The 16,326-nt window shown below is 38.7% G+C and carries 17 protein-coding genes; 1 reads left to right on the top strand and 16 read right to left on the bottom strand.

Annotated features, from left to right (window positions below; all coding sequences use genetic code 11):
* Positions 1–27 precede the first annotated feature (27 nt).
* From aroC to IGL90_RS06335, 9 genes are all read right to left on the bottom strand, one after another.
* Positions 28–1,194 carry a chorismate synthase gene (gene aroC / locus IGL90_RS06375; RefSeq protein ID WP_002357582.1) on the bottom strand — a complete coding sequence of 389 codons (1,167 nt, stop codon included), beginning with the start codon at positions 1,192–1,194 and terminating at the stop codon, positions 28–30.
* Position 1,195: 1 nt separating this feature from the next.
* Positions 1,196–2,272 (bottom strand): 3-dehydroquinate synthase, encoded by a 1,077-nt coding sequence (gene aroB / locus IGL90_RS06370; RefSeq protein ID WP_002382321.1) that lies wholly within the window; start codon positions 2,270–2,272, stop codon positions 1,196–1,198.
* 22 nt (positions 2,273–2,294) lie between these two features.
* Positions 2,295–3,320: a 3-deoxy-7-phosphoheptulonate synthase gene (gene aroF, locus IGL90_RS06365; RefSeq protein ID WP_002363948.1), complete on the bottom strand. Its 1,026-nt coding sequence runs from the start codon at positions 3,318–3,320 to the stop codon at positions 2,295–2,297.
* Positions 3,321–3,356: 36 nt separating this feature from the next.
* Positions 3,357–4,223: a shikimate dehydrogenase gene (gene aroE / locus IGL90_RS06360; protein ID WP_002369402.1), complete on the bottom strand. Its 867-nt coding sequence runs from the start codon at positions 4,221–4,223 to the stop codon at positions 3,357–3,359.
* A 488-nt stretch (positions 4,224–4,711) separates the two neighbouring features.
* Positions 4,712–5,167: a hypothetical protein gene (locus IGL90_RS06355; protein WP_002357586.1), complete on the bottom strand. Its 456-nt coding sequence runs from the start codon at positions 5,165–5,167 to the stop codon at positions 4,712–4,714.
* Positions 5,168–5,256: 89 nt separating this feature from the next.
* Positions 5,257–5,631 carry a thioesterase family protein gene (locus tag IGL90_RS06350; protein ID WP_048737202.1) on the bottom strand — a complete coding sequence of 125 codons (375 nt, stop codon included), beginning with the start codon at positions 5,629–5,631 and terminating at the stop codon, positions 5,257–5,259.
* The gene (locus IGL90_RS06345; RefSeq protein WP_048737204.1) at positions 5,631–6,851 is read right to left on the bottom strand and encodes a CCA tRNA nucleotidyltransferase; all 1,221 of its coding nucleotides are present in this window, start codon (positions 6,849–6,851) and stop codon (positions 5,631–5,633) included. Before IGL90_RS06345 ends, IGL90_RS06350 begins: the two co-directional genes overlap by 1 nt.
* Positions 6,848–7,627 (bottom strand): 4-hydroxy-tetrahydrodipicolinate reductase, encoded by a 780-nt coding sequence (gene dapB, locus IGL90_RS06340; RefSeq protein ID WP_048737206.1) that lies wholly within the window; start codon positions 7,625–7,627, stop codon positions 6,848–6,850. The genes IGL90_RS06345 and dapB overlap by 4 nt, the downstream gene beginning before the upstream one ends.
* Positions 7,620–7,970 carry a nucleotide pyrophosphohydrolase gene (locus IGL90_RS06335; protein WP_002363944.1) on the bottom strand — a complete coding sequence of 117 codons (351 nt, stop codon included), beginning with the start codon at positions 7,968–7,970 and terminating at the stop codon, positions 7,620–7,622. Before IGL90_RS06335 ends, dapB begins: the two co-directional genes overlap by 8 nt.
* A gap of 123 nt (positions 7,971–8,093) precedes the next feature.
* On the opposite strand from IGL90_RS06335, the gene IGL90_RS06330 reads away from it, so the two are divergent.
* The gene (locus IGL90_RS06330; protein ID WP_002357595.1) at positions 8,094–8,978 is read left to right on the top strand and encodes a YitT family protein; all 885 of its coding nucleotides are present in this window, start codon (positions 8,094–8,096) and stop codon (positions 8,976–8,978) included.
* A 37-nt stretch (positions 8,979–9,015) separates the two neighbouring features.
* Here IGL90_RS06330 and IGL90_RS06325 read toward each other — a convergent pair whose 3' ends face one another.
* The 7 genes from IGL90_RS06325 to cmk all read right to left on the bottom strand — a co-directional run bounded on the left by IGL90_RS06325 (position 9,016) and on the right by cmk (position 16,189).
* The gene (locus IGL90_RS06325; protein WP_002361802.1) at positions 9,016–9,555 is read right to left on the bottom strand and encodes a ReoY family proteolytic degradation factor; all 540 of its coding nucleotides are present in this window, start codon (positions 9,553–9,555) and stop codon (positions 9,016–9,018) included.
* Between the two features lie 9 nt (positions 9,556–9,564).
* Positions 9,565–10,821 (bottom strand): tetratricopeptide repeat protein, encoded by a 1,257-nt coding sequence (locus IGL90_RS06320; RefSeq protein WP_048737208.1) that lies wholly within the window; start codon positions 10,819–10,821, stop codon positions 9,565–9,567.
* Positions 10,822–10,830: 9 nt separating this feature from the next.
* Positions 10,831–11,871 (bottom strand): hypothetical protein, encoded by a 1,041-nt coding sequence (locus IGL90_RS06315; protein WP_048737209.1) that lies wholly within the window; start codon positions 11,869–11,871, stop codon positions 10,831–10,833.
* A gap of 306 nt (positions 11,872–12,177) precedes the next feature.
* Complete coding sequence (locus IGL90_RS06310) at positions 12,178–12,453, bottom strand: HU family DNA-binding protein (protein ID WP_002357604.1); 276 nt, start codon at positions 12,451–12,453, stop codon at positions 12,178–12,180.
* A 247-nt stretch (positions 12,454–12,700) separates the two neighbouring features.
* Positions 12,701–14,011 carry a ribosome biogenesis GTPase Der gene (gene der / locus IGL90_RS06305; RefSeq protein WP_002360340.1) on the bottom strand — a complete coding sequence of 437 codons (1,311 nt, stop codon included), beginning with the start codon at positions 14,009–14,011 and terminating at the stop codon, positions 12,701–12,703.
* 172 nt (positions 14,012–14,183) lie between these two features.
* Positions 14,184–15,395: a 30S ribosomal protein S1 gene (rpsA, locus tag IGL90_RS06300; RefSeq protein ID WP_002360341.1), complete on the bottom strand. Its 1,212-nt coding sequence runs from the start codon at positions 15,393–15,395 to the stop codon at positions 14,184–14,186.
* A 113-nt stretch (positions 15,396–15,508) separates the two neighbouring features.
* Positions 15,509–16,189, bottom strand: a complete 681-nt coding sequence (gene cmk, locus IGL90_RS06295; protein ID WP_002425877.1) for a (d)CMP kinase — start codon at positions 16,187–16,189, stop codon at positions 15,509–15,511.
* Between the last annotated feature and the right edge of the window lie 137 nt (positions 16,190–16,326).

Below are 16,326 nucleotides of genomic sequence, written 5' to 3'. Positions count from 1 at the left end.
CCTCCATATACTTGCGACTTTCTTCCATTAAAAGTTTTGAGTATATAGACGATAACGTTTCACTGCTTCTTTCATTTGTTCAAATGAGTCACTATCAAATTTTTCGAGCATAGCCTTTGCTACTTCCGTTGCAACAACGGCTTCACAAACAACGCTAGCGGCCGGTACCGCCGTGCTATCAGAGCGCTCAACACTGGCCTTATAAGGCTCTTTTGTATCAATATTCACGCTTTGTAATGGTTTATAAAGGGTTGGAATAGGTTTCATGACACCACGAACGATGATTGGCATTCCGTTGGTCATTCCTCCTTCAAAACCGCCTAAATTGTTGGAAGTTCTGGTATAACCAGTACTTTCGTCCCAAACAATCTCGTCCATCACTTGACTACCAGGGCGTTGTGCCATTTCAAATCCAATGCCAAACTCAGCACCTTTAAAAGCGTTGATGCTTACAACTGCTTGCGCAATTTTGGCATCTAGTTTACGATCCCATTGGACATAGCTACCTAAGCCAGCTGGAACGCCACCCACAAGTACTTCTACTACCCCACCAATTGTATCGCCATTTTTCTTGGTTTGGTCAATTAGTTCTTTCATTTTTTCTTCTACGGAAGGATCTAATACGCGAACGGCAGATTGTTCAGATCGTTCTTGAATTTCACGAATCGTTAAATTTTCAGGGATCGTAGCTTCAATCCCACCTAATACCGCGACATGCCCAGCGACTTGGATATCCAGTTCAGCTAAGAGTTTTTTAGCAACCGCACCAATCGCCACACGCATCGTTGTTTCTCGTGCCGAAGACCGTTCTAAAACATTCCGTAAATCATCATGTTGATATTTCATGCCACCGACTAAATCAGCATGTCCTGGACGTGGTTTGCTGACGCGGCGGATTTTCTTTTGTTTTTCAGGAACTGGCTCTACTGACATCACGGAGGTCCAATTTTTCCAGTCTTTGTTTTCGACAATCAACGTTACTGGTGAGCCAAGTGTTTTACCATGCCGAATACCCGAAGTAATACGTACTTGGTCTTTTTCAATTTTCATCCGTCCCCCACGACCGTAACCGCCTTGACGTCTTGCTAATTCTCGGTTAATCTCTTCGCTACTTAAAGGCAAGCCGGCTGGTAAGCCTTCAATAATAGCAGTTAATTCAGGTCCATGTGATTCGCCTGCTGTAATAAAGCGCATCTTAAATTCCTCCTTCTCTGTTTAAAAATGCTCGAATTTCTTCCGTTGGTAAAGAGACAATTTTCGCTTGACCAATTTTTTCTAAGACAATGATTTTAATCTGTCCCCCACGTGTTTTTTTATCATGTGTAATTGCTTGATAGAGACGTTCTTCTGACCAACGATCTGTGGTTACTGGTAAATGGAACTTTTCTAGCATGGTGACCAACTCTTGGGTAGTCCCAAGTGGGGAAAGCCCTTGTTGTTCTGCGACTTGAGTTATTTGAATCATTCCTAAAGAAACGCCTTCACCGTGAGCAATCACCCCGTAACCAGCTGTATTTTCTAATGCGTGGCCGATCGTATGCCCAAAATTCAGAATCAAACGTAAGCCCAAATCTAATTCATCTTCTTCGACGACATCACGTTTAATCTTGCAACAGGCCGTGATAATTTCTTCTGCATGTGCCACTAAATCTTGTTCATTTTCCAAAGAGGATAAACGGTGCCACAATTCAACATCAGCGATAGCTGCTGATTTTACAATTTCTGCAATTCCTTCACGCACACGTCTAGGTTCTAATGTTTTAAGTGTATTAGGATCAATTAAAACCCCATCTGGTTGGGCAAAAGTACCGACAAGATTTTTGGCTTTTTTAGTATTAACCGCTGTTTTACCTCCAATGCTACTATCTACTTGTGCCAGTAAGGTTGTTGGTACTTGCAAAAAGTGAATACCGCGCATATAGGTTGAAGCGACAAATCCAGCTAGATCTCCCACAACGCCTCCACCTAAAGCAATTAGACCATCACTTCGAGTCAATTGCTGTTCCGCTAAAAAATCATAAAGCAGTTGAGCTATTTCGAGGCTCTTACTTTGTTCACCTGCCGCTACAGCAATCAATGATGTTTCAAAACCAGCAGCTTGCAATTCTTTCTCAACAGCTGCGCCATATAATTTATTCACCGTTTCATCGGTAATAATCGCTACCCGTTGTGGCTGCCACAGGCTACGTACCCAGGTGCCAATTTTATCTAAGGCACCTGTTTCGATGGTTAAATCATATGAATGTGTAGGTAACGTTACGGTTAATTTCATGTCCTCTACTCCTCTGTCTTTACTAATCTTCTAAAGCATTAATTTCTTTCATTGCTTTTTCGATGATATGAACTTCTTTCATCATACGTAGGTAAGTTTTTTCATTCAAGGATTGTGGCCCATCTGACCACGCATTCGCTGGATCTGGATGAATTTCTACAATCAAGCCGTCCGCACCTGAAGCAACACCTGCTCGGGCCATTGGCGGTACTAAATCCCAGATACCAACACCATGACTCGGATCAACAATAATTGGAAAATGACTTAATTTTTTAATTAAAGGCACCGCACTTAAATCAAGTGTATTGCGCGTAGCGGTTTCGTACGTACGAATCCCACGTTCAATGAAGATCACATTGAAATTTCCTTGCGCAGCAATGTATTCAGCTGCGTTTAGCCATTCATCAATCGTACCAGCAATCCCGCGTTTTAAGCCAATAGGTTTTCCAGTTTTACCAACCGCTTGTAATAACTTGAAATTTTGCATGTTGCGCGCACCGATTTGTAAAATGTCACTGTATTTTGCGACAAGTTCTAAATTCGCTTCATCCATCACTTCTGTAATGACTTGCATATCTAATTCATCAGCCGCTTGGCGAATGTATTTTAGTCCTTCTTCTTCTAGTCCTTGGAAAGCGTATGGCGACGTTCTAGGTTTGAATGCACCACCTCGTAAAATTGTTGCACCTCCAGCTTTAGCAATTCGCGCACATTCGCGAATCTGATCTAAGCTTTCGATTGAACAAGGGCCCGCCATCATGGTCATACTGCCGTCACCGATTTTAACACCGTTCACATCAACCACTGTATTCTCTGGATGAAATAAACGACTCGTTAGTTTGTAAGACAACGAAATGCGGACACTTTTCTCCACGCCTTCTAATGCTGTTAACTCTGCTTCAACTAATTTTTCTGTATCACCAATCAAGCCTATCACTGTTTTTCCATTATCTTGACTTGTTTGAGTAGTTAAGCCTGCACCTGTTACTAAATCAATGACTTGTTTCATTTGCTTTTCGGTTGCATTTTCTTTCATAATTACGATCATTATATTCTCTCCTCATGCCTTTAAACGGCGCTCTTTTTATCTATTTTCAATTTTACGTTTTACGACTGATACAGGCATTTTTTGTCCTGTCCATTGTTCAAAAGCAGCAGCGCCTTGATAAAGTAGCATGTCCAAGCCGTTGCTTGTTTCTGCACCACGTAAACGGGCTTCTTTTAATAACTGTGTTTCTCTGGGATTATAAATAGCATCATACACAAATAACTTCGGTTGAATCATTGCATAATTTTCTATAGGACTACTATGCGCATGTGGATGCATACCCACACTCGTTGCATTAACTAACAAGACGCTTTCAGCAACATCTTTTGCTAGTTTTTCAGTATCCGCTAAATCGTTTAAATGAATTACACAGTTGGTTCGTTCAGTGAAATTTGCCAGTTTTTTTTGACTGTCGTTAAAGCCCGCGCTTTTCCTGTTGTAAACGGCGATTTCTTTCACGCCATCTAAAGCAGCTTGGGCAATGATTGATAAGGCTGCACCACCTGTTCCTAAGATGGTCATTTTATTCTGAAAAACGTCAACCTTTTTCTCTTTCAAACTCCACATAAAACCAGTACCATCCGTGCTGTCTCCGTAAAGTTTTCCATCTTTGTTGACAATCGTATTAATTGCGCCAACCAGTTGAGCGGTAGGACTTAGTTCATCCATATAACTTACAGCCGCCACTTTATTGGGCATTGATAAGTTGGCCCCTAACATGTGAAACGTTCGAATCGCTTCAATTGCTTGTGGCAATGTCTCTTGTCCAACGTCAAACGCCAGATACCGAGCATCAACTCCTAAATTTTGAAATGCTGTATTATGAATCAACGGTGAAATACTGTGTTGGCTGGGTTTCGCGAATAGCCCAGCTAAACGAGTGGCTCCAGTTATTTCTTTCATCCTGTGTGCTCCTTTACGAAATTTTTTTAGTAAGTTTCTGAAATCCTAATTTTTGGCCAAACAAAAAGGATATTCACAGTAAATTTTAAGAAAAATCTACAGTGAATACCCTACAAAAAAGCAATATAAAAGCCACTATAGATTTTCTTAAATCTACATGGCTGAAAGTCATCTTAAATTTCCCTAGCCATTATAGATACAAACGTTTGTTGTCTGTACCCATAATGTTATGAATACAAACCTATCTAAAATAGCTAAAGTAAAAGTTATTCAGTTGTGTATGGTTTTTCTTCGTTGTTGTCATAAGAATCACTCCAAAACTGATTTAATTAAGAATTGTTAACAGTATACCGCTAGAAAAAACATGTGTCAACACTTATTCCCTTATTTTTTTGACTATTTCATTAAAACCAATGTTATTTTATTTGTCAAAAGGCTCAAAAAAGCCACAGGAACCAGTCATTTCACTGATTCCTGTGGAGCAAAAATTATTTTAATTCTTCAGCGTATACATCATCAACTGTTTGTGTTGGATCGATAACAATGTATAAGTTTTTAGTTTTTTCGCTGACTTTTGTAGATTGATAGATGTTATCCAAGCCCTCATCTGTTTTATCTTTGTAAGGGAAATAAACTAAATCTGGTGTGCCATTTTTGTAAAGAATTTCCATACGTTCGATATCTTCATATTTTAAAGCACGAGAGAACATCCCTAATTCTAAGCCACCTAAGTTAATATCGTGGGTTTGAACATGATCTCCTTCTTGGAAAATTTCAATTTTGAACCCTTCACATGGATGAATTTCAACAAATTCACTACCATGGATACGGCCAAAACTTGTTGTAATATGTTTGATCCATAAATCACCAATAAAACGACGATCAATCGTCCAAGTTTCACCATTTCTGAAATAAAATTTAAGTCCTGTCATTTCTCTAGCCATAGCACAAATCTCCTTACTTAAAAATAATTTCTTACATTATTAGTTTACCATACTTTTGATAAACGGTCACAAACTTTCGCTGTAGATTCTTAATATTTTGTTATTCTTTTTAAAAAAGAATCAATATCAACTACTGCACGTTGGTGAGAACCTTTGGCAATTTGTCGTTCTCCTTCATAAGCAACAAATTCATAGCGTATTTTGTGTGCAGTCTGTTCAATGCTGGTCATCGTAACAACGATTGTCGCCCCTACCGCAGATGGATATAAGTGGTGTAATTCTAACACCGTTCCGACAGTTGTTTCCCCAACTGATAATTGGTCCTTCACAGCTTCTTTGGCTGTTTGTTCAATCATGGCAGCTAAAGCAGGAGTTCCTAAAACTTCTAAGTCACCAGAACCGAGAATTTTAGCCGTTTGTGATTCTTTCACCAAGAATTCTTTTGTAAACATTTCTGTTGGCATTATGCTTTCTCTCCTTTTGAACGTTGTTTTTTGGCAAACGAAAGCAGAACTTCTTGTTTATTCTCTAAGCTACCTTCAACAACGTGTTGCTCGATTTCAGCAATCAGTTCCCCTAACCATTTGCCTGGTGTTTCTTCTAAGACGGCTAAAAGGTCTTTTCCTGTGATGGCCAATTCATGTCTTTGATGAATGGGTAATGCCTTAACTAACTCTTTTGTTACTTGTACTTGACTCTCTTGTTGGTAATAATATAAAAGCCTTTCAACAAGTACTGCTGATTCTTCGCCTAATTCATAAAGCATCATTGGCTGCCAGTCGTTACTCAAGCGAAAACGCAAACCGCGTACTAATTGTGAAACGTTTTGAATTAATTGATTTGAAAGTTTCCAAGCCTTTAAGAAGGAGCGAATTTCTGCTTCTGGTAAATTCAACGATTGGATAAGTAACGTCCACGCTTCTGCTTCTGTTTCAATTTGACGAGCAGGCAAGTTCATTAAACGAAAAAGTCCAGCCCCTTGTTCTCGTAATTTGGGACAATATTGATAGCATTCTGTTTCAATAAACGGAGCTAAGCCACCTTGTCGATTAACCCCTAAAAGCATTTTTACAAATTCAATTGTAATGCGTTCTACTGAAATTTTTTCCAATAAAGGATGAAATTCAGCGATAGCGGCTAAGGTTTTTTCTTCAATTTTAAAATCTAATTGGCTAGCAAAGCGTAAGCCCCGCATCATTCGCAGAGCATCTTCATGAAACCTCTCATGGGGATTACCGACAGCACGAATGGTTTGATTAGTTAAATCTTCGATACCATCAAATAAATCAATGATTTCACCTGTGCTGTCGAGCGCCAAGGCATTAATCGTAAAATCTCGCCGTTTTAAATCTTCTTTCAAGGAGCGAACAAAGGTGACTTCATCTGGTCGACGAAAGTCTTGATAAGTTGACTCGGTACGAAAGGTTGTTACTTCATACTGTTGGTCTTCCATCAATACAAGGACTGTACCATGTTCGATACCCACATCAACGGTTCGTTTAAAAATTTGCTTGATTTCTTCTGGATAGGCACTTGTCGCAATATCGACATCATGAATTGGTTTATTTAATAAAGCATCACGGACACTGCCCCCGACAAAATACGCTTCAAAGCCCTGTGCATTGATTTCACGAATAACGGGAGCGGCTTCTTTAAATTCGTTTGGAATAGTTGTCAATTTCATAGCATCTGTTCCAATCCGTAAAGTAGTTCTGTTCTCTGTACCACTTGCCGACAAGCTAACGCCACTCCTGTCATGAATGAACGTCGATCATAAGAATCATGCCGAATAGTGAGCCCTTCACCTACACTGCCAAATTGGACTTGTTGGTGTGCCACTAAACCAGGTAAGCGGACACTATGGATTCGCAGACCCTCGAAATCAGCCCCGCGTGCCCCTGGTATTGATTCTACCTCTTGCGGATTCCCTTGTTTTTTTGCTGGCCGAACTTCTTGAATCATTTCTGCAGTTTTTATAGCCGTTCCACTTGGTGCATCTAATTTGTTATCATGATGTAATTCAATGATTTCCACATCCGGAAAATACTGTGCCGCTTTTTGGGCAAATTGCATCATTAAAACTGCCCCAATTGCAAAGTTTGGCGCAATTAAGCCGCCGATGGCTTTTTTTCGAGATAGGTTTGTCAATTCGTTGATTTGTTCCTCCGTAAAGCCTGTCGTCCCAACAACAGGCGCCATACCGTGTTCCAACGCAAAACGCGTATTTGGATAGGCGGCTTCAGGAACCGTAAAATCAATCCAAACATCTGGTTTGACAGCTAGGACTTCTTCTAAGTGCTGAAAAACGGGAATTGCGGTTTCATCATCGAAAGAAACAGTTTCTTGTGCTTCATGAGGATCATACACACCTACTAATTCAAAGTCTGCGGTTTCTAAGACCATTTGGGTAGCAGTACTGCCCATCCGTCCTTTAAACCCAGCGACAATTATTTTAATCATGTGTTTTCCCATCCTTTCTTTCAAAGCGATAGCGATCCCGCTTGTTAAATTTGGCCATATTTTCTTCAAAAACTTCGGTTAAATCAATCTCTAAAGAATTTGCCATGCTAATCAATACAAAAAAGACATCTCCAAGTTCCTCTGATACTGTCTTTGGTTTTTCGTCTGCTTTTTTCTGTTTTTCACCATAATAATGATTGACTTCACGGGCTAATTCTCCGACCTCTTCCGTCAAACGAGCCATTTGTCCTAATGGTGAAAAATAGCCTGTTTTAAACTGTTGAATATAATCATCAACTTCTGTTTGCATCGATTGCAAACTACGTTGTTCTGATTCTGACATTTTACCCCAACCTTTCTTACTCTACCTCCTACATCTTATCAAAAACTTGGCTATCTGGAAAGCTTCTACTTGTTGTTTTATATAGAGAATGATACAGTTTATACTGTAAAAGGACGTGATTAAATGGAAGAACAAAGATTTTATTTTAAAGATGTGTTATTTATTGTATTAGGAAGCTGTATCTATGCCTTTGGTTTGGTTACTTTCAATATTGCCAATGATCTAGCCGAAGGTGGTGTCACGGGGATTACTTTGATTTTAAGAGCCTTATTTCATTTTAACCCAGCATATACGACATTATTAATCAATATTCCGCTCTTATTAATTGGTGGCAAAATTTTAGGCAAACGTTCCCTCTATTATACGCTAATTGGCACCGTGTCGTTATCGGTATTTTTGTGGTTTTGGCAAAAATTTCCTGTTGAAATTAATTTAGATCATGATTTATTGATTGCTGCTCTCTTAGCTGGTTTGGCCGCAGGATTCGGTAGTGGCCTTGTTTACCGCGTAGGCGGAACCACTGGTGGGACCGACGTCATTGCCCGCATTTTCGAAAAATACTTTGGGATTAGCATGGGCCGCTCGTTGTTACTTTTTGATGTTGCAGTCTTACTCCTCTCGTTGACCTATATTGATGTCAAACGAATGATGTATACTTTAATTGTGTCTTTTGTTTTCAGTCGTGTTGTTGATTCTGTACTCGATGGAGCCTATGCTGCGAAAGGAATTTTAATTGTTTCCAATCATTCCGAAGAAATCGGTCAAAGTTTAATGGCTTCTTTAGAACGTGGGGTAACATATTTAAATGGTGAAGGTGCTTATTCACAAGTGGAAAAACGGGTTCTCTACACGGTAGTCAGTCCTCGAGAAATAATGGAAGTCAAACGGATTGCTAATGAAATAGATGAAAAAGCCTTTGTGTCCATCATTAACGTACATGAAGCAATTGGCGAAGGCTTTACTTATGCAAAACCCAGCAAACAACGGCGCTTTAAATTAAAACAATAAATAAAACCCAGCATTTTCAATAAATGCTGGGTTTTATTTATTGTTGTTTCAAACGATTTAGTTCATCGGATAATTCTAAAAACGCTTCTTTGTTGCCTGTTTCTAAAGCATCATCAATTTGAGCTTTAATTAATGCCATTCGCTGCGTTTGTTCTTCTTGCTTAAAATATTGATCAATCGCTCTGGCAACTTCCTGATCCACTTGTTCATTCCATGGCGCAAACGGATTATCTTCTAAAACAGATAAATACTGGCTCGTTTGCCAAGCCTCTGGAAATACACATTCTAAATAAAGAGCTTTCCGCCAATTCATCCGAATCTCATGAAAAATTTGTTCCGGATCTGTAAATTCTTGTGCTTGGATAAAAAGCAATAACGGCTCCTTACCTAAACCATCCGCTACCACACGAATCCCCCGATCGGTTTTCTCTACGTTCTCAACAAAATGAACATTATTTAAAATCGCATCGTGCGTTAATAAGTAATTTAAAATCCACAGTACTTCTCTTCTTCCAAAAGGCACGGTATTCACTAACCAAGTTAAAAATTTTTTCTTTTCTGATAAACTAACAAACATCGTCGTTTCCTATCTTTCTTCCATATCTGCTAGCACAGATTGCATGTCGACATCACCAGGTTCATGTTCCAAATAGTGGTATAACAAGTGTTTTGCTTTTTCAAGTTCGCCTTCTTCTCGTAAGAACAATGCGTATTCTTTTAGAAATTCTGGTTCGTGAGACAATTCTTGCGCTGCTTGTTCATAATGAACTTTAGCGACGGCAAAGTCTTCTAATTCGTTGTACGCTTTTGCTAAGTTCCATTCAGCATAAGGATGATCCGTTTCCTCTAAATCATTTAAGATAGTAATTACTTCCTCAAAACGCTCTTCCGTGATGTAGAGATTACTTAAGGTCAAACGACTTTCATCTGTTTTCTCACCTAATTCCAAAGCTTTTAACAACCAGTTTTCAGCACCAGCAATATCGTGTAAGCGATAGGCATTTTCAGAGGCAAATTGGTATAACTCTACTTGGAATGGGTTTTCCGCAATTCCTTCTTCGATCACCGCTTTTGCTTCCTCTAATTGCTCTTCTTCTTGGAGCGCTTCCGCTAAATATAGATAAAGCGATTGATAATGTGGGTTTAGTGTTTTTAATTGCTGGAACAACGCAATGGCTTTTTGATTCTCATGTAACTGTAAATAAGTGAAAGCTAACTGGAATAAACGATCGTCTGTTTGTTCTTCTTTGACCGCGGCTTCCAAATAAGGAACCGCTTCTTCAAAATCACCTAACATGCTGTAACTACTTCCTAAGCGTTCATTCAAGGAAATAGCAGAGATTTGCGCTGTCCCGCTTTCTACAATGCTTTGATAATGAGTGATAGCCTCGACAAATTGACCATTTGTAAAATATAGTTCTCCCAAAGCAAATTGAATTAACGGCTCTTCTGGCATAAGATTAGCCGCTTCTTTTAATTTCGCTTCACTGACTTCTGGAATCCCTAAAACTTGGTACAAATCCGCAGTAACTAAGAGACTTTGAACATAACTGTCACTAGTTTCTGGAATTTTTTCTAAATAGATGAATGCGTCATCTATTTCATTATTTTCAATGGCGATTTCTGCTAATGGAATGTTTAAGCCATCTGCATCGGGAAATTGTTCCAACAATTGTTGGAAAATTTGTTTGGCTTCTTCTAGAAAACCTAAAGATAATAACGTTTCCCCTAAATCAGCTAAGGTATTTTCATCATCTTTCTTTAATGCTTCTTCAAACATTAACTGTGCTTCTGCTAAATTTTCAGCTTGTAATGCTTGAACCATTTTTTCACTATATGACATAATTTCCCCTCAAATCTCTTTTAAAATTTCTTGGTATCTTTCAATCGTTGTTAACAGTTGATCGGGCGTTGGCTTTAAAGTTGCTCCTAGTTGACCGATTTTTTCCAACACCATAGGAGGACCTAGTGTTTCTGTGTGAGCCAAGACTTGTTCTGCGTAATCAGCACTTAAAATTTCTTTTGGAAACGCCACCGGAAAACCTAAGCGAATAAACCAAACGATAAAATTTTTAAATTGAAAGTCAAAGTGATTGACTTGCTGGCTCCATAAAACTTGTAACAATAATCCCAATAATCGTTTCATGGGACCTGATAACAAATGGCCATTTTCGGTTGTAGCAAAGGCCGCTTCAAAAACTCGGCCAAATTGATCCACTTTTTCCTCTGCTCGTTCATAAAAGGATAACAACTCGTCTAAAATACCATTAAATGACGTTTGATTCAACCGTTTTTTATCTGGATACGTTTGGTATAGCATTTGTAAATAAGCATAATCACAGACAAGACCCGCTCGAATAAAAACGAGCAAATCAATTAAAGGAGCGGCACCTTTTTTATTGGTCAAGGTACTATCAAACAAAATTTCTTCTGAATGATTTTCTATATGCATGGTTGCATGCTGTGCTTGCTGAATTGTGACACTTGGTAAAAGTCCTTGGCGTAACGCTTGAACAGACACAGGCATCAGCCAACATTTGGAGGAACACTTACTTACTTGGTGCAAAAATGCGGTTAATTGTAGTACCCCTTCATTACCCAAACCAATCAATAAAACATCCTGATTTTCTGGCCAATCAGCTAAGAAACGTAACACACTTTCTAATTCTGATAAGTCATTGCAATGAACATCATTGCGACAAATATACCAGTTTAATCCCAACTGTTCCCCAAAGGCATAATTAATCTTCTCCGAAAAAAGATCATAGTAACGCTGATTCGCCAAAACAACGATTGACTCCGTCGTTACTGGTCGTTTTTTTAGGACAGAAGCAAATGTTTCTCCATAAATAATAGCGACCTTGTTTTCCCCTCTAGAATAGTTGTATTTCATTGATTCACCACCTTAAGACTGTTTCCTCTTCCTTCACCCCAAGTCTAGCATAACCACTAAAAAACAGCTACTGGCAACAACTTATTTTTGTCCTTCATTCATAAATCTTTCTCTTTTTATCAAAAAAGCAAGGAGCGAGTGTCGAACCGTTCCCGCTTGATTCTCGGAGCGAAGCACGTTTTTCTCACCCAAGGTTCGTTACAATTTAGCCTTTTAGCGTACTGTTTCGACCACCTCTTAAAATAACATTTTTTATGTATGATTCAAAAAAGAACCCTTGGAAACCAAGGGTTCTAATTGTCTGTCTTATTTCACTGCATCTTTCAATGCTTTACCTGGTTTGAATGCAGGTACTTTGCTTGCAGCGATTTGAATTTCTTGTCCAGTTTGTGGGTTACGTCCTTTACGAGCTGCGCGTTCGCGAACTTCAAAGTTACCAAAACCGATTAATTGAACTTTTTCACCTTTAGCAAGAGTTTCTTGAATTGTTGAAAAGACAGCGTCTACTGCTGCAGTAGCATCTTTTTTAGTTAAACCAGTTGAAGATGCAACGTTTTCGATTAATTCTGCTTTATTTGCCATGGATCATTTCACCTCCTCTATAAGAGATACGATGTTTTTACACACCTAAAGTTCCGTCTATTTTTGAGTGGTCCAAAAACAGACAGCAAATATTGATCTGGTTCAATATTCTGTTAACAAGATAGCATAAGAAAGTTGTAATAGCAAGGTTTTTAGTGTATTTTAACCAGTTTTTTCAAAAAATAATCATTTTTTCTCAAAGTTGATAAATTTATTTGAATATCTAAAAAAAGTATGGTAGAATGCACTATTTTCGGCGTCGCGGAATGATTTTAATCGGCGTGCCCTCAAACGTAAATGCTTTTCTGATTTGATTTTCTAAAAACCGGGCATAAGAAAAGTGCATTAGTTCTTCTTCGTTGACAAAAATAACAAATGTAGGTGGTTTGACTGCCACTTGTGTTGCATAAAAAATCTTCAAACGTTTTCCTTTATCAGTTGGTGTCGGATTAATTGCTACAGCATCCATTATAACGTCATTTAACAACGCTGAAGGAATCCGTAAGTTTTGATTCATACTTACTGTTTCAATTAGTTCAGGCAGTTTGTTTAAACGTTGTTTGGTTAATGCAGACACAAAAATAATGGGTGCATAATCTAAATATTGGAATTCATCACGAATTTCCGCTTCAAAATCACGCATTGTATTTGTATCTTTTTTGACTGTATCCCATTTGTTGACCACGATAATAATACCGCGACCTGCTTCATGGGCATAGCCCGCCACACGCTTGTCTTGCTCACGAATACCTTCTTCTGCATTCAAGACCATTAAAACAATGTCTGAGCGTTCAATCGCCCGCATTGCGCGCATGACGCTATATTTTTCAGTTGATTCGTATACTTTTCCACGTTTACGCATACCAGCTGTATCAATCATTAAGAACTTTTGACCTTCTTCAGATTCAAAATACGTATCGATTGCATCTCGCGTTGTTCCTTCAATATCTGAAACAATCACGCGATCTTCACCAAGAATAGCATTAATCAATGATGATTTACCGACATTTGGACGCCCGATTAAACTAAATTTAATTGTATCTTCGTCCTCTTCTTCTGAAGTGTTAGGAAAATGTTTAACTGCTTCGTCTAACACATCGCCAATGCCTAAACCATGACTACCAGAAACTGGGAAAGGATCCCCTAGTCCTAAAGCATAAAATTCATAAATATCATTACGCATTTCAGGATTGTCAACTTTATTAACAGCTAAGATCACTGGTTTATTACTACGATATAAAATTTTTGCTACTAACTCATCTGCATCAGTAATTCCTTCACGGCCACTAGCAACAAAGATAATCACATCTGCTTCATCAATCGCAATTTCTGCTTGGTGTTTGATTTGGTCCATAAATGGTTCGTCACCTAAATCAATCCCACCGGTATCAATAATACTAAATTCACGCCCTAACCATTCTCCAGTTGTATAAATACGGTCGCGTGTTACGCCAGGAGTATCTTCTACAATCGAGATACGCTCACCGGCAATGCGGTTAAAAATAGTCGATTTACCGACATTCGGTCTACCGACAATCGCAATAGTTGGATTTGCCATTTGATTCCCTCCTTGAGAATTTCAATCCTTACTAGTTTACCTAATCAAACCTTAAAGTGCAAGAAAAGTTTTAGTTTCTGCTGATTTTCTAACCAATTCAAGAAAAAATGAGTTTGACATAGCCGATCTGTTTACGGCTATGTCAAACTCATAAATTTCAAGAAGTAACGTGTTATTCCTCTTCTTTCGCATCAGATAAAGCGTCACCTAAAATATCGCCCATGGTAAAACCAGTATTTTCTTCAGGCAATTCATATTCCTGTTCTTCTTTTGGTTCTTCTTGAGACTCAGGTTTTGGTTCTAACGCTTTGATACTTAAAGCAATACGATGTTCCTCTGGATTAACTTCTAAAACTTTCACTTGTACTTGATCCCCTTCATGAAGAACTTCATGAGGCGTTGCAATATGCTTGTGAGAAATTTGAGAAATATGCACTAATCCTTCCACACCAGGGAAAACTTCCACAAAGGCACCGAAGCTTGTTAGGCGTTTTACTGTGCCATCTAAAACAGTCCCAGCGGCTGCTTTTGTTTCGATATCTGTCCATGGTCCAGGCAATGTTTCTTTGATAGATAAAGAAATACGTCCTTCTTCTGGATTAATTGAAAGAATTTTTACTTGAACGTCTTCGCCAACAGTTAACGCATCACTTGGTTTGCCCACATGCTGATGAGCAATTTCAGAAACATGAACTAAACCATCCACGCCACCTAAATCAATGAATGCGCCGAAATCTGTTAAACGAGCTACTTTCCCTTCAACAACGTCTCCGTCATGTAAAGAAGAAAGTAATTCTTCTTTTTTCGATTCTTTTTCAGCTTCAACAACTGCTTTATGTGAAAGAATTAAGCGGTTTTCTGAAGGTTCGATTTCAATAATTTTAAATGCTAGTGTTTGACCTTTATATTCAGAAAAATCTGCAACAAAATGATCTTCAACCATTGAGGCAGGAACAAATCCGCGAACACCAACATCAACAACCAAACCACCTTTAACAACATTTGTAACAGGTGCTTCGATTACTTTGCCCGCTTGGAAATCTTGTTCAATTTCTTCCCAAACTTTTTTAGCATCTAAACGGCGTTTTGACAGTAAATAACTGCCGTTTTCTTTATCTTTGCCAATTGATGTGATCACAACTAAATCTAACACATCACCGACTTTCACAAGTTCGTGTACATCTTCAACTGGTAAAGTCGATAATTCCTTTGCAGGAACAACGCCTTCAACGCCCGCTCCTTCAATGCCGACAACAACTTGTTTGTCTTCAATGGCTAAAACTTCGCCTTTAACAATATCGCCAACACTGACTTCTTGAACGCTGTTCATTGCATCTTCCATTGTTTCGTTGTTTGCTACTTGTTTGTCTTCAAAATCTGTCATGCCTCTTATCCTCCTATGCCAACAAAAATTCCAAAACTTAGCTATATATACTTACATAGTACGAGATTTTTGTAAAAAAATAAAGCGATTTCTTCTATTTTTCTTAAAATTCTTTAAAAAAGTTCAAAACCTTTTTGTTTAATCACATTTTGTATGGCGGCGACGACTTCTTCAATCGTCAACCCTGTTGTATCGATTTTCACAGCATCACTTGCTTGGACAAGGGGTGATACTTCTCTCGTTGAATCTAAATAATCCCGACGTTCAATCTCCGCCTTCAAGGTTTCAAAATCCGTCTCAATTCCTTTTTCTTGATTTTCTTTAAAACGACGTTCTGCACGTTCTTCAACGCTAGCCACCAAGAATATCTTTACTTCGGCCTTTGGTAGAACTGCAGTACCAATATCTCGACCATCCATGACAACTCCGCCAGCTTGACCAATTTTCTGTTGTAACGCCACCATTTCTTCTCTAACTTTTGCATGTTTTGAAACAGCTGAAACAGCATTCGTTACATCTGGCTGGCGAATCGCTTCGGTCACTTCATGACCGTCGATAAAAACACGTTGGCCATTCTCTGCTTGCTGAAAAGAAATAGTGTGGTTGACACAAAGCGCTACTAATGGTTCTTCCGCTTGAATGTCGATTTGATTTTGCAAGGCCAAATACGTAATCGCTCGGTACATGGCCCCCGTGTCACAATGCACATAATTCAATTGTTTTGCTAAAATTTTTGCAACTGTACTTTTGCCTGACGAAGCTGGTCCGTCAATAGCAATACTGATTTTCCCCATGAAAAAACTCCTTAACTGATATGCATCCTTTAAAATGCGCTTCTTCTTTTATATTAAAATCAGAAGAAAAGAACTTGGATTTAAACTGATGACGAGTTTCTAACGAAAAAGCAATAAGCCGAAATCCCTCGAAAGAC

This window comes from Enterococcus sp. DIV1307a (assembly GCF_050537425.1).
GTDB lineage: Bacteria > Bacillota > Bacilli > Lactobacillales > Enterococcaceae > Enterococcus > Enterococcus faecalis.
This window is presented reverse-complemented; position numbering and strand designations above follow the sequence as displayed.